The sequence below is a fragment of the Halostagnicola alkaliphila genome (genome assembly GCF_055379965.1).
On sequence record NZ_AP043825.1, the window covers coordinates 538,319 to 553,235 of the forward strand.

A 14,917-nucleotide genomic window follows, 5' to 3' on the forward strand; every position below is an offset into this window, starting at 1 on the left:
AAAGTGAGGCGGTACGATTTTATGGAGTTCGTGCCAAAAATCGACCGCCTCAGCGGGTGCAGCGATTGGATTGATTTGAATTTTGTGGAACGAGAGCGGACATCGCGTCAGCTGATGGAATTCGGTATTCGATCCCATCCTGCCTATCCATCGATTTCGAATACAATTCGAAAATTATAGAACTTCGGTGTCGGGCGCAGTCACAAGGTAGTCCACGATTGGGTTCACAAATGCGATCTACAGCCGGCGGTTGACGAGGAACCGAATCACGTCGCGCTTGACGAGACGGTGATTCAACTTGACGAACATCGCTATTGGCTGTGCACTGCTGTCGATCCAGAACCGACAATATACACCATATACGGTTGTATTCGACGACTACGACCGAACTGACAGAACGGTTCCTTCGGGAACTCACTGAGAGACATGACCTCGACGATGCTGTGGCTCTCGTTGATGAGTGAAACATATCCAGACTGCACTCCGACGATCTGGGCTCCGATTTCGATACGAAAAACACGAAAACGAAACAGTGTTCTAAGTATTTTTTACTAGATAAAACGGCGTACCTATTCGTTTCCAAACTTTTTTAGCCACGCACAACCGTCGACAGCAGAATCGTGGCTCCAAGCCTTCGCAGTCTGTCACAATGCTACGAACGGCAGTGTCTAGTTAGGCCAGTTTGAGCAGTGAGCAGGTCGTAGAGTTAGTTTGGAACAATGCTCGCAGACCTGCTCAGCGAGGGCTACGCGGCGGAATTTGATGAATGTTGGGAGCGTGAGCGGACGGCGACGCCCGTTAGGGTGTTCGCCGTCCGTCTCCATGCGACCGGTTGTTCTCTTCGAGAGACACAAGCAATTCTTCGCTTGATCGGTGTGGAACGCTCTCATCAAGCGATCTGGCACTGGGTACATCGGCTAGCTGACAGCGTTCCAGACCCGCCAACGGCGAAGCCGTCACGGGTCGCCATTGATGAAACCGCTGTCAGGATTAACGGCGACTGGTCTTGGGTATACTCTGCAATAGACCTAGACTCAAAACTAATTCTCGATATCGCAGTGTTCGGACGGCGAGGCACCGATCCAGCTGCTGCGTTTCTGCATCGGTTGACCGAGAAACATAATCTATCCAATACCGTGTTTCTCGCTGATGGCTATGGCTATCTGACTGCCCTCTCACGATTAGGATTGAGCGGTCAGCTCGACTACGTTGACCGAAACCTGATCGAAAAGTGGTTACACACCTTGAAGATGAGAGTCGACCGCTTCCATAACTCGTGGGTGGGCAGTCGGGCGAGCGTCAGAGAATGGCTTGAACAGTTTGTACACTACTACAACACACAACGACCACATCAATCACTCAACGGACAGACGCCAGCGGAGGTGCTAACCTAGACAGTGCCGAGTTTTTCGAAGAGTCGGCGAGCGGTTGCGAACGCAGTTCACCGCGTCCGAGACGGCCGATCGGCTGGTCGTCGCCTCGATCTCGTTCACGAGCAGTTAGACGGGCTGCTCGAGGCCCGGCCGATGCATCCAGGGTAAGTGCTGGACCTGCAACGGTGATCGGATCCGGACGAAAAGCGGCCGCGGCGGTCAGTTGCCGAGCTGCTCGAGTTCCTATACGTGTATCCACGTTTCTTACTCCGTGCGTTCCGAGAAATCGCACCGGTGTGTCATCTATACTAGCAAACAGACAGTGAATTCTCCCGCGTTATGGCGATTCCACAAAGCCCTATTTTGGATTTCAGCAAATTAAAAGAAAGGGCGGATAGAAATCCCTCAATCACCGGCAAACAACCCCGAAGCGGCGTCGATAACCGCTAAGCGTGCCCTCTATCATATCGCAAATTGAGTAGGTTCAAGTAAACTGACTTAGTTATTCGACTGTGCCCTTACGAGAAGCGCGGTCAATCGATCAGCTCTATTCGAGGGTTGCTAACTGCGACATCGCTCTTACTGGCGAAGCACCCCTTGCACTTGCACTTGATAACCGGGTGCAGCGTCCTCGAATCGGTCGGTTGTCTGCTACACCGCGAAGCTACGCCGTCCAAGAGATGTTTCCAGACGGCATCCGACCGCTCTTTTTCGAAGTCATCGCGCAGACGGACCTCTCATGGAAGCAAGCAGTGAGAGCACTCGAGCTGTGCATCGATTGTTGGACGGCGACGGGTAACCGGAAACAGATACTCGAGTATCCCGAGTTCGACACTCCCGATATCCGGTCGGTCGTGTCGATGCTGGGGGAACTCGAGAGCAGCTATCGGGCCGTCGAGCGCACGACGCTTTCACCAGAGCAAGAGATAGCGGTGGTCGACGAAGCGCATCTTTCCGAGCTCGATCGGCAACTCCTCCCCTCTCCTGATGAGTACGAAACCTATTCGTCCCTGGGCAGTACGCACATCTCGTTTCCCGAGCTACACATCTTCCCGTCAGCGACAGCAATCGTCTCAACGATCGTCGACCAGATCGACCCTGACACGGCGGATCAATTCGGAATCGTTCTTGCCGAGGGAAGTCTGTATAGCGCGCTGATCGAGTCTGCCCTCGAAGCTCAGGCGATTCCTCATCGGGGTGGACCAGGGTTCGAGGACGATGACGATGTGCGGGCGTTATTCCGACTGCTGGAAGCGACGTTTTCGGGATCCGGTCAACGACTCTCGGAAATCCGACCGGTGCTCACGACAGCTGGAATCGATGTTTCCAGGGGCAGCGAAGAACAGCGCGTAGATTCGCTCGAACCAGATCAACTTGGATCCTACGTCGAATTCCAGCACGCCGTCGAAGAAGGAACGTTCCGTGACGTCGTGTCGGTGTACGAGTCGATCAGCGAAACACGGTTAGGCGAACTTCGACGCGAGCTTCAGAATCTCGGGATACTGGACGCGCAGGTGACGGAAGATCGCGTTTCACGTTTCCGGTACTACCTCGATGCGGTCGCTGTTCCGACGAACGCGGATGCGACCGACGGGGTTCTCTTAGCGGATGCGACCTCAACGGCATACGTTGACCGACCTGTCGTCTTTTATGTCGGTCTCGGTCCTGAGTGGGCACAGAGCCCACCGGATTACCCCTGGATCGACCGAGAAGCGTACTTAGAACGCGATCTCGAGCGATTCGAGCGACTGCTCCAAAACGGTACGCAGCGATACTGTTTCGTCCAAGAGACGCAGGCCGGGAGCGACGTGACCCCGTGCGTGTACCTTCGGCGCCTCCGCGAGGATCCGTTCGACTCGTTCGGTGATCTTCCGCACACACGACACGGCGGCAGCGCTAGCCCATCACTCACGTCGCCGTTTCCTGAGCCAGACGATCCCTCGACACCGCCTCGAGGCAGAGAGACGATCAGTCAATCTCGATTGAAAGCCCTCGCAAACTCGCCTCGAGATGCGTACTTCGATCGGTTGGTCCAATCGCCGTCGTCGTTTCACATGGTTCGCGGAACGCTTCTCCACGAGGCCGCTGAAATCTACGTTTCCAATCCATCGGTACTCGAAGAGCGACGCGATCGCGTTCTCGATGCGATGTGTGATCGGTTGAACCCGTATCTCGATGACTCGAAACAAGCCGTTCAACGAACGTATTTGGCGGTTGGAGTGGACGCGATCACGGCGTATCTGGACGAAAACCCGCCGTCAGAAGGAAACCCGCCGTCGGAAGGAACGTACACCACCGACGATGATTGGGACCACGAAAACGAACTCGCAACCGAACTCGGTGTCGAATGTGATTCAGAGCTAACCGAACGCTGGTTCGAGTCGTCGTCGATCGGCGTTCACGGGTACGTCGATCTGATCCAACGCGAAACCGCACTCGTCGATTACAAGACAGGCAGCAAGAAGGACGCTTCGGACGTACTCGAGTCGGCATCGATCGATCCGGTCGATGAGTATCCGACTTTTCAGGCGCTCGTCTACCTCGCCGGGCATCGAGAGGAACGGCCTGACGACCGTCTCGAACTTCATTTCGTCCATCTTCTCCACGGGGTCGATGAAGCCCTCGCGGAATCTCCGCCCGACCCCGCAGAGCTCGTCACGACGATCACCTACGTCCCGGCGGCGTTTAGCGAATTCGTCGCGAGCCGAGAGGTATTCGAGAGCGTAACCGATTACGCCGACTCGAACGAGCGATGTCGGGCACTGGACCCACTGGGATACGAGGCCTACAGAGAGTTTTTCGAGAGTCACGAGCTTCCCCGAGCTGGAGTCGATCCCGAGCGACGAGCGAAAATTACCGAGGAGTTCGTCGTGTATGCCCAGGAGCGCGTCGGAGAGTACAAGTACGTTCGCCAGGGCTGCGAGAAGGTGATCGAGGATCTCGACGACGTCCCGGCCGGATACGTCCTGCAATCGGATCTCGATGCCTTCGTGGCATTCGTCGACGAGCAACTCGAGGACCTGAACGAGTATCGAACCAGTCGGTTCCCGGTAGCCTACCGAGCGGAGGGACCGAGTTGGGACCGCGTCGACCACCGAGACCTCATACTCACAGATCGATGACTGGAATATCACCAAACCGGGAGCAAGAAACGCTGATCGAACGTCCCGACGGGATCTATCTCGTCGATGCCGGCGCAGGGACGGGCAAAACGTTCACTATAACGCGCCGATATGCAAACATCCTCGAGAAACCGGATGTCGAACCGGAGGACATCCTTTTGGCCACGTTCACGCGGAACGCGGCTACGGAAATGGCCGACCGAATCGCTCGCCAGTCCTCATACGATCCCGTTCAGTTACAAGATGCACCCATTAGTACGTTTCACGGGTACTGTTATCAGTTGCTTCGACGCTATGGACACGAAACCCCGACCGAGATCGGGATTGACGACCACGTTCCACAGTCACTCGAATTGATCGAGGACGGGATTCGAGAGGGAGAGCTGTTCAACACGTTCATCACTCGCTTCGAAGACCGTCACCCCGAATACGAACAGATGTTCGCAGCGCTGAGCGATCCCGGTTCGCTCCGGTCGTTGATTGGCAAACTCGCTGCGAAGGGCGTCATCCCTGAACGCGACGGGTGGTACCGAGATACCGACGCTCCGCTTTTGGGCGACCGGGAGGCGTTCATGGACCGCTTCGAACGGGAGAACCGACCGAACGAAGGGGCGAACGGTCCCACACAATCCGATGCACGCTCGTCCGTAAGCGGGTGGGACGCGTCCGAATACGTCCCCGATGCGCCGACAGCCGACGAGATCGTCGGCTATCCACAGCTTCATACTGAGCCTGTCGAGCAGGCGTTCGACGAGGACCGAGAGGATCTACTCGCTTTCGTCCACGACGTGTATTTCGAGTACCTCGAGTACGCACTCCAGCGCAACTACCTCACGCAAGGGCTCATGCTCGTGATGGCGTTCGTGATGCTGTGTGAGAACGCAGCCGTTCGCGAACAGGTTCGCCACCGGTACGTCATGGTCGACGAGTTCCAGGATACCAACGAGTTGCAATTCAAGCTCACGCTGCTCCTCGCCGCTGATAATAACATCTGCGTCGTCGGAGATTGGAAACAGAGTATCTACGGATTCCAGTACACTGCGGTCGAGAACATCCAGAATTTCGAGGACCGGATCTCGCGATACAAGGCGGAGTTGAATCGCGACGAGGCTCGTGTCCAGTATGCCGTCGACGAGATCGAGACGATTCCGCTGAAAAAGAACTACCGGTCCACGGAGTCGATTCTATCGCTAGCGACGGAGACGTTGACAACCCCTGCGACGAACAGTGAGTCGCTAGATTCGGAAGCGATCGAACGCGAGATAACGCCACTCGAGGCCACGAACCGAGTTGATAACAGCCACATTCAGGCAGTAACGCACGAAGATGAGCTCGAACTAGTCCTCGATCGAATACAGCACGTCGTCGGAAACGAGGACTACAGCGTCGAGGTGCGGGACGAACCGGTCTCGACAGCAGCGCTGTCCGTGGAGGAGCAAGCGGCTGCCGAACGGAAACGGCTCGGCGCCCCGTCGTATAGCGATATCGCCGTCTTTACTCGAACTCGATCGTTTGCCCGTGATCTCCTCGAAAAAGCGAACGAGTACGGCATCCCGATCGCGTATGAGGGCGGAGTGGAGTTATTCGATACCGATCAGGCGAAGCTTCTGTTAGCGTGGCTTCGGATTTGCGAATCGGACGATCGACGAGGGTGGGCGACCGTTCTGGAAGAAGCCGGATACACGCTTTCGAACGCCCGTGAAATACTCGATGCCGAACGGTATCCCGACCCAATGGTTGCGTTTCGAGACTCCCTGCGAGACCGTGAAACGATCGGTGGATTCGGGCGTCTCGTCTTCGACGAATACGGGTATGATGGAGCGCGTGCAAACGCCCTCCTCGGTGAACTCACGGGGATGCACGAGACGACGCTCGCAACCAGGAGCGAGGCGATCACCTACATAGAGGACCACCTCGAGGCCGGGTCCACGATCGAAATCGATTCGAGCCCGGGTGAGGATTCCGTCACGCTTCAAACGATACACAGCGCGAAGGGATTGGAATATCCGATCGTCTTCTGTGCGAACGTGAATCGGCGAGCGTTCCCGCATTACGGGCGGCCATCGTCAGGTGCGATCCAGTACCGTGAACCGATCGGACTCAGGCAACGATCCGTCTACAGCGAAGCGAGCGGTCGTCCGTACGTCCACAGCCACTGGCCGTACGATCTTCTCACCGGCTGTTTGCCGTCGGAATACGACGAAGAGCGCCGGCTCTTCTACGTCGCGGTGACGCGAACGAAGCGACATCTGTTCCTCACAGCCGGCGACTCGCCGAGCCCCTTCTTCACCGAACTTCCGCTCGAGCCGATCGAACTCGAACCCTCCGTCGATACTGAAACCGAATACAGCGAGGACGAGGTGCCGTTTTCACTCACACCCCCCGAACGAACGAGCCCCCGTCGGATGAGCGTTCACGACATTATGGACGATAACGTGTACGACGAGGTCTCGGAGGGACGAGGGACGGAATTCGGGGACAAGCTTCACGAATTCGCCGAGGAGTATGCACGAGGAGAAGATCTTTCACCGAGCGATGACGACCAGGAACGCGTTGCGACGCTCCTCGATACTCTCGACGGAACATTCGAACCGGAAGTTACGGCGATTCTTCCGCTGGATTCGGATCCGCAGGTTACCCTCGTCGGCATCATCGATCTACTCGTAATCACGCCGGACCGAATCCAGATTATCGACTACAAGACGGATCTTACCCGCCACGCAGCGGCCGAATACAGGAAACAGCTCAGCGTCTATTATCACGTCGCAGCCGAGCAGTACCCGGATCGCACCATCTCGATCAGTATCTTCTACACCGCCGATAACGAGCTCGTGGACGTATCGCCACTCACGCTCGAAGCATTACGCGAGTTACCAACGTTCGCGGACGAGCGTGAGGCTAGCTATTCCGAGGAAGTACACGGATCCGCACCTGAGTGAACTCCCTCGCATAAGCATCCGGCATCTATATTATGCACGCAATCATATTATCGCCTGCATAATGATTGACCGGGAGGAAGAGTTGGAGTGGTTGACTTCCCATCTCGCTCGTGACGAGCGACAGTTGCTGGTCGTGTACGGTCGACGCCGTGTTGGGAAAACCACGCTGGTGACGGGGGCGTTGGAAACACTGCCAATTACGTCTGTGTACTATCTTTGCGACCAGCGTGGGCCAGTACACAACGCGACGCAGTTTGGCGCTCACTGTGCAGAGGCGTTTGACGACGTCTCACCGAACGTCGATGGATTTGTTGATGCGTTCCGGTATCTCAAAAACCGGGTCGATGGCCCATGTGTCGTCGCGTTGGATGAATTCTCGTATCTCGTTGAAGCTGATGAGACGATTCCATCCGTGTTCCAAACGATCGTTGATGACGTGCTCGCAGACACAGAGATTTCGCTTGTTCTGCTTGGGTCCTCGATCTCAATGATGGAAGAAGGCGTGCTAAGTTACGAAAGCCCTCTCTACGGTCGACGGACGGGACAATGGGAACTGAGTCCACTTTCGTTCGCGGATATGCGGGCGTTTTTCCCCGATAAAGACGTTGATACCCAAATCCAAGTGTACAGTGTTCTTGGTGGAGTTCCGGCGTACCTAGAACAGTTCGACCCAAATCAGTCGCTCATAACGAATATCAAGACACACGTCCTTTCGAAGGGTGAGTTCCTGTATGAAGAACCAGAGTTCCTCTTACGACAGGAACTCCGGGAACCGGCGACATACATGGCCATCCTCGAAGCGATTGCTGCGGGAGCAACCCGCGTAACGGACATCGCGAACACCATCGGGAAAGATGCGAGCGGAATCTCTCGATATCTCAAAAACCTCTCGAAGCTAGCGCTCGTCGAACGAGAAACGCCGGTAACTGACCCGGACGGGCGTGGAGTGTACCAAATTACGGACGACTTTCTTCGGTTTTGGTTCAGGTTTGTCGCTCCAAACCGAGGCACACTCGAGCAAGGGCGAGCGGAGGCAGTCCGGGACTCAATCACGGAGGACCTACCGACTCACACGAGCCAGACGTTTGAGTGGGTTTGCCAACAGGCGGTCCAGACACCTTCCTTCCCGCTCGAGTGCTCGCGCGTCGGTCGGTGGTGGTATAAGGAAGCGGAAATCGATGTCGTCGGCCTCGATCCACAAACGAACACGCTGTTGCTCGGCGAATGCAAGTGGACTAACACTCCCGTGGGAACCAGCTTAATTCGCGACCTCGAGGAGCTCGAGCCGGAAGTACGGTGGAACGGGACCGACCGCACAGTGGAGTATGCGCTGTTTTCGCGCTCTGGGTTTACCGACGAGATGAAGACGTTCGCAAACGAGCGTGCGGATCTCCATTTGTATACCTCTGAGGAACTCGCCTCTATCTTCGAGCCTGCGTGACTTCGTCCACCCTGCTTGCCCACGTCATCGACTGTGGGCGTCAGTTTATGTGACATTGTGGTTCTGACTCGAAAATCAACGTCCATCAACACACCAAGATGTTCTCTCGACAGAACTCTTATTTGAGTGTCTCCACAACTATCTTCTCATGGCAGAAACAGCCGATCGACTCCGCCGTTATCTCGAGGACGATCTCGGAGAGTGCCGAAATGAGGACCTTCAGGATCGTCTTGCCGAACTCGAAAATCTGGAATCAGTGCTCGATGAGAACGTTATTTCGAGAGATGTTCAAACGGTATCCGCACTTGGTAACGAAACGCGATATCGACTCGTACGGCTCCTTGTCGAAGCCGATGAGGCACTTTGCGTGTGTGAAATCACACCGCTCGTCGATGTCAGCGATAGTGCCGTGAGCCACGCACTGTCTACGCTCGCTGACGCAGGTCTCGTCACGAAACGCAAAGAAGGACGATGGCGGAAGTATCGAGCAACAAACCGAGCAAGCGCTCTTCTCACTGTTCTCGACGGATCGCGTTGAGCATCGTCTTCGTCGAGAATCTACTCACGTCTCGCCTCCTCGTGAACGACGTTTAATTGTACGGTAGGTCGATAGCCACATTTATATCTGAGCATATATTCAGATGAGTCATGAGTCACTCGATTAACACGGAATCATCCCAAACAGCGCGATTGAGTAGTACAAGCAAGCGCCAGCGCGAGGGAACGAGTCACATCGGTGCGTTTGGAAAGCGAACCGGTGATTCGGATCTCGTCTTTCTCGAAGGGATCCTCCCAGAGTCGGAGGGAGACGTATTGAACGATCTTTCAACCGAAGAGCAGGCCTCGACTTGCTTCGACAGACTCGAGGCCGTTCTCTCTGTAAGAGGACTAGATCTGACGAACGTGATGAAAGTGGAGATGCAACTGACCGACCCAGCCGATCGAGCTGTCGTAGACGACGTGTATCAAGACCGGTTCGATGGAGCCTATCCACCGCGAACGACGATTGGTGTCTGTTCGCTTCCGGGTGATGCAGCTGTTCAGTTCGATGTCATTGCTGCTGCAGAATAATGATGAGACAGATGAACACGAGCACTCCACCTCTGATGGACGATCAAGAAGACGCCTGGATGACTTGTTACTGGGATGGTGATCACTGATGAGCGAGATCGAACACGAGCACGGACCGGACTGCGGCTGTCCGGATTGTGGTGATCCGCGGTCGATGGATTTTCTCGATAAGTACCTGACCGTCTGGATTTTCCTCGCAATGGGGCTAGGTGTCGGCTTGGGGTACATCGCTCCAGGAATCGTCGATCCCATTCAGGAGTACCACCTCGTCGAAATCGGTCTGATTGCGATGATGTACCCGCCGCTGGCGAAGGTCAACTACGGCCAGTTGCCGCGGGTTTTCAGCGCGTGGCGCGTGCTCAGTTTGAGCCTCATCCAGAACTGGCTCATCGGCCCGACGCTGATGTTCCTGTTAGCGGTCGTTTTCTTCAGCGGACTCGTGCCACCATTCCCAGCCCACCCCGAGTACTTCCTCGGGTTGATCTTCATCGGGATGGCCCGATGTATCGCGATGGTCCTCGTCTGGAATGACCTTGCCGACGGCTCCTCGGAGTACGCTGCCGGACTGGTTGCGTTCAACAGCGTCTTCCAGATCATCACCTACGGGGTGTACATCTGGTTCTTCGCGCTGTTCCTGCCGCCGCTGCTAGGGATGGACGCGCTGGTTGCCGGCATCGGGACCTTCGATATTACCATTACCCAGGTGTTCTGGGCGATTGCGATCTTCCTCGGGGTTCCCTTCGCCGGCGGGATCCTGACTCGTCTCGGCGGCGTCCGTTCGAAAGGCGAGGAGTGGTACGAAGAGGAGTTCGTCCCGAAGATCAGCCCCGCCACGCTGATCGCGCTTCTGTTTACCGTCGTCGTAATGTTCGCGACGCAGGGTGAGAACATCCTCGCTCAGCCGACCGACGTCGTCTGGATCGCGATTCCGCTGACGATCTACTTCGTCATCATGTTCCTCGTAAGCTTCGCGATGGGTCGGGGAATCGGCGCGGACTACTCGACGACGACAGCCATCGGCTTCACCGCGGCGTCGAACAACTTCGAACTCGCGATTGCGGTCGCCGTCGCCGTCTTCGGCGTCGGTTCCGGCGTCGCATTCGCCACCGTCGTCGGCCCGCTGATCGAAGTGCCAGTCCTGCTGGCGCTGGTCAACGTGGCCATCTACTTCCAGCAGAAATTCGACTGGGCTGGCTACGAAACCGGCCAACTCGAGAGTACGAAGCCCGCAGGCGAGGACGTAACCCCGTCAAGAACAGACGACTAAAGATGACAGTGTTTTCCCCAATTACCCCTTGAGAGACAGCATTCGATCTTTCGTTTGAAGGTCGTCTGCCAGGCTCGCATAGAACGACGCACAGCTCTCGTCGGGTGATCGATGCGGAGCGACTGTTCCCAGCGTCTCCCAGTTGCCGACGAGCACCAGCCGTTTTCGAGCTCGAGTAAGTGCGACGTTCAGTCGGCGAGGGCCTTCGTCCGGGAACTCGAGGAAGCCGCTGTGTCCCTCATCGTTGCTCCGGACGAACGAGACGATTATCGCTTCGCGTTCCCCGCCCTGGAACGAATCGACCGTATCGACATCAACGCGCCCCGAGTTGCCGATCTCAAGTTGATTAATTCGGTTGGTTACCTTCTCGACTTGACCACTGTAGGCAGTGATAACGCCGATATCACCGGGGTCCACACCGTTCTGAGTCAGAAGTTTGACTTGCTTCGCGACCGCCCGTGCCTCCTCGAGATTATAGAGGGAATTCCCGCGTGTCAGGCGTTGCTCCTCTCCGGCAATGTCGATCCCCATAATGGGCTTGAGTTCATCAACGGTCCAATCACGGCATTGATCGGCCGTTTTCAACTCGCCATCGTAGAACGCTTCGTTCGGAAAAGTCGCGATCTCCTCGTTCATTCGATACTGTTTCCGCAGGAGAACGGAAATCTCATCGTCGTAGCGGTTGAGAAGGTATTCGAAGAGTGAGATATGCATCTCCTCCTCTTGCATCGACTCGTCCGCACAGTACGGTGGGAGTTGCTTGTGATCCCCCGCGAGAACGAGTTTTCGAGCGCAGTTGAGGACGATTGCAGTTGCCGGTCGGCTTACCTGTGTCGCCTCGTCGACGACTGCGACGTCGAACGTGTTCTGGTCAAACTGCGATGCACCACTGGTCGTTGCGGCGACGACGTCGGCGGCCCCTGGTGATCGGTCGATGTAGTTCTCCTCCACGACCGAATTTCGAGTATTGTTCCCAGCCCGTGCGATCGACAGGTCCGTCTCCGTATCCTGCGCCATCGCGTGCAGCGTGTCCGGTTCGGGCGCGTCTCGCATGCTATCGCCAACAAGTACATTGTCGACGGCCTGGTTCGAGTGGGCTGTTACCAGTACCGATTGGCCTTTGTCGACAGCGTGTTGGACGTATGCAGTCAGCGTTCGCGTTTTTCCCGTTCCCGGCGGACCGTGGATACAGACGACATCGTCCGCTCCATCGGCCCAGAGTAACGCTTGATACTGATACTCGTTCAGTTCAATGTCGGGTTCCGGGAGCGCATACTTGTTAACGTCGAATGCGACGGACCGTTTCCCGGTGAGAAGATCTCGCTTCGAATCGTCGTTCTCGACCTGGGTTATCGCTTTGAGACGTCGGTTGGAGGGGATCGGGTTCAGCAGTTCGTGGACCCAGAATTCAGTCTGGTCACTAGTCAAGACCGTTTCGACGACGGCGCGATCACCGATCGAATCCCAAACCGGCTGAACAGTGATATTCGGCCCGTCGATGTCGAGAATCTCGCCCTCGAGCGGGAACTGCTCGTCGTTCGCATCGGTATCCACGATACAGAAGTTCTTTTGGAAGAGTCCCTCGTCGTCGCGAAGATCGACATCGTCGTCGCTACCGTCCTCCTCGTCGTCCACTATCTGGAAGACGTAAGCCGTGTCTTGGGTTTTACCACTTGTTGCACGAAGAGGGAGAAACGGTCCGGAGACGCGATTCTGGCGCATCGCGGTGTCAAGGCCGATCTCAGAATACGTCTTCCAGTTGGACTCACGTTGCGTTTCGCGTTCGGTCCGAACGAATTCCTTCAGTTCCTTGAAGAACGCCGCTCGATCATCAGTACTCAATCGATCGGACGGCTGGATCCGTTCCGGAGGTAACTCGGATTCATCGATAGGCAGTTCCGGTTCCTCACGATGTTCGGGGAGCCAGAATCGGAGACGGTGACCGATCTCTTTCGTCCGCAATTTCTCGCACGAAGTGAATCGTTCGGCTCCGGAGACACCGAACCCGCTGTCGAACCATCCGAGATGGTCATGTTCCGGCCGATAGAGAACGTACTCGTTCGTCGGTACCGGCTCGTCGACCGCGAACAGGGGAACGACGTACGCGGCCCTATCCGGGGCTTCGATGTCGAGTAGTTCTTTTGCACGCTTTGCAGCCGTCGATACATCGACTGGCTCAAATTCGGTCCCGCGAATGTCCGTGCGAAGCAGATCGGCATCAGCGTAGCGCCAATCGTCGAATAATGCTCTCATAAATTTAGGATTTCTGATTGATATTTAGTTCAAGTGATCGATCAGTACGCTCTGTCGGTCACCTTCGAGGGCCACTGTCGATTTATTCATCGGCCTCCTCGAGCAGCCGCTGAACCACTTCATCAAAGGCTTCACCAGATATTTACGCACGTTCAGCTTTCGCTAAGCCTCCTTCGAAACTTGAATCGTCGTCTCGCTCATACTCCAGCAAGATTCGGCCATCAGTATAGTCTTGTTGAACAACGGCCTCCAAATTCTATAGTAGCACGGGATCATAACACAATGCTATAGAACTTTGATGACCAAGGAGCAGGAGACCCGGCAACAGAGGCCCGCGATCTCGAGTGTGTGGCACTCCAAGGCTACGATGTCGCCAATCTCAGTGTGGGCTCTCCGGAGATGACGCAGACGGAAATCGAGGCTGTGAAGTTCGCCTACGAGGTGGGGGTCCTGCCCATTGCGGCGTCGAGGAATGACGGCCACCCGCAGGTGGACTGCCCAGCGGCCCTCGACGAAGTGATCGGTGTGAGTGCGACCGCGCAAGACGATTCGCTGGCATCGTTTTCGAACACTGGTCCCGAAGTGAATCTGTCCGCACCGGGTACCCTCGTGGTATCGACGATTCCTGGAAGCGAGTATGGGGTCATGGAAGGCACTTCGATGGCGACACCGCACGTGACTGGCGCAGCAGCATTGCTAGCCGCACATGGGCTCTCCAACGTCGAAATCCGCGAACTTCTCACCGCGTCCGCAGAAAACATCGGACTTGGCCCCGACGCAGAAGGCGCAGGGCTTGTCAACGCGAATGCTGCCCTCGAGGAGCTCGAAGAACTGAAGGTAGAGGCACTGCCCAAGTAAAAGAAATCCACCGTTGTTGAATTTTTTCGCGGTTCGTGGTTATTTCCGCCATACATCTCGTAACAAAAATTTGAGGGGACGGTCGTGCTCAGGACGCTTTTTCACTATCTCTCTTCCAGCGTTACCGCAAAACGACTGGAGTCGCTAGTGGGCGTAAGCGACGAGCGTCGCGAAGGAGCAATATCACTAGCGGAATTAGTAACAAAAGAGGCCGGATACTACTTGATCAGACCCAGGTCCTCAAGACGCTCAGTGATGACATCAAGAGCCTGTTCAGCATCGTCAACGTCGGTAGTTCCCATCAGGTTAGCGGATAGCCACAACTGACGAGGTTAGGTTCTCAGGAAGCGACTGGATGGGTGTATGAAGTTCCTCTACCACCCAGACACGGTCCTTACGGCCTCTGACCTTGAAACCTTAGCGCTTGATCTGCTCGCAGAGATTCCAATCCCCGGAGTCGAAGGCTGCGGCTTCGACTCCGAGACCATTCGCCAGACGCTTCTGCAAGCCGCTGTCGATCAGAAATCATCAAGGCCGTCACCGACTCCACTCGTGGTACCTACTCCGACGACTACACCCTCGCGCAGCTGCAC

General features: G+C 55.9%; 9 protein-coding genes and 2 pseudogenes. 10 read left to right on the forward strand and 1 reads right to left on the reverse strand.

Features of this window, described 5'->3' with window-relative positions; translation table 11 throughout:
• Positions 1 to 30 precede the first annotated feature (30 nt).
• From ACZ5C7_RS04730 to arsB, 9 genes and pseudogenes are all read left to right on the forward strand, one after another.
• Positions 31 to 672, forward strand: a pseudogene (locus tag ACZ5C7_RS04730) (IS6 family transposase).
• A gap of 47 nt (positions 673 to 719) precedes the next feature.
• On the forward strand, positions 720 to 1,394 hold the full coding sequence (locus ACZ5C7_RS04735; RefSeq protein WP_464374947.1) for an IS6 family transposase: 675 nt from the start codon (positions 720 to 722) through the stop codon (positions 1,392 to 1,394).
• Positions 1,395 to 1,397: 3 nt separating this feature from the next.
• The gene (locus tag ACZ5C7_RS04740; protein WP_464374948.1) at positions 1,398 to 1,541 is read left to right on the forward strand and encodes a hypothetical protein; all 144 of its coding nucleotides are present in this window, start codon (positions 1,398 to 1,400) and stop codon (positions 1,539 to 1,541) included.
• A gap of 476 nt (positions 1,542 to 2,017) precedes the next feature.
• Positions 2,018 to 4,495, forward strand: coding sequence for a PD-(D/E)XK nuclease family protein (locus ACZ5C7_RS04745; protein WP_464374949.1), 2,478 nt, complete (start codon positions 2,018 to 2,020; stop codon positions 4,493 to 4,495).
• Positions 4,492 to 7,434 carry a UvrD-helicase domain-containing protein gene (locus ACZ5C7_RS04750; RefSeq protein WP_464374950.1) on the forward strand — a complete coding sequence of 981 codons (2,943 nt, stop codon included), beginning with the start codon at positions 4,492 to 4,494 and terminating at the stop codon, positions 7,432 to 7,434. The genes ACZ5C7_RS04745 and ACZ5C7_RS04750 overlap by 4 nt, the downstream gene beginning before the upstream one ends.
• Before the next feature lie 61 nt (positions 7,435 to 7,495).
• Positions 7,496 to 8,875: an ATP-binding protein gene (locus ACZ5C7_RS04755; RefSeq protein ID WP_464374951.1), complete on the forward strand. Its 1,380-nt coding sequence runs from the start codon at positions 7,496 to 7,498 to the stop codon at positions 8,873 to 8,875.
• A gap of 148 nt (positions 8,876 to 9,023) precedes the next feature.
• Entirely contained in the window at positions 9,024 to 9,413 is a 390-nt protein-coding gene (locus ACZ5C7_RS04760) for an ArsR/SmtB family transcription factor (protein ID WP_464374952.1), read from the forward strand.
• A 110-nt stretch (positions 9,414 to 9,523) separates the two neighbouring features.
• Positions 9,524 to 9,946 carry a RidA family protein gene (locus tag ACZ5C7_RS04765; protein WP_464374953.1) on the forward strand — a complete coding sequence of 141 codons (423 nt, stop codon included), beginning with the start codon at positions 9,524 to 9,526 and terminating at the stop codon, positions 9,944 to 9,946.
• Positions 9,947 to 10,034: 88 nt separating this feature from the next.
• Positions 10,035 to 11,213, forward strand: a complete 1,179-nt coding sequence (gene arsB / locus ACZ5C7_RS04770; RefSeq protein ID WP_464374954.1) for an ACR3 family arsenite efflux transporter — start codon at positions 10,035 to 10,037, stop codon at positions 11,211 to 11,213.
• A 21-nt stretch (positions 11,214 to 11,234) separates the two neighbouring features.
• Here the strand turns inward: arsB and ACZ5C7_RS04775 are convergent, their stop codons facing one another.
• Positions 11,235 to 13,466, reverse strand: a complete 2,232-nt coding sequence (locus ACZ5C7_RS04775) for a DEAD/DEAH box helicase (protein WP_464374955.1) — start codon at positions 13,464 to 13,466, stop codon at positions 11,235 to 11,237.
• Between the two features lie 312 nt (positions 13,467 to 13,778).
• Here ACZ5C7_RS04775 and ACZ5C7_RS04780 point away from each other — a divergent pair.
• A pseudogene (locus ACZ5C7_RS04780) lies at positions 13,779 to 14,324 on the forward strand (S8 family serine peptidase); the annotation flags it as partial.
• Positions 14,325 to 14,917 lie beyond the last annotated feature (593 nt).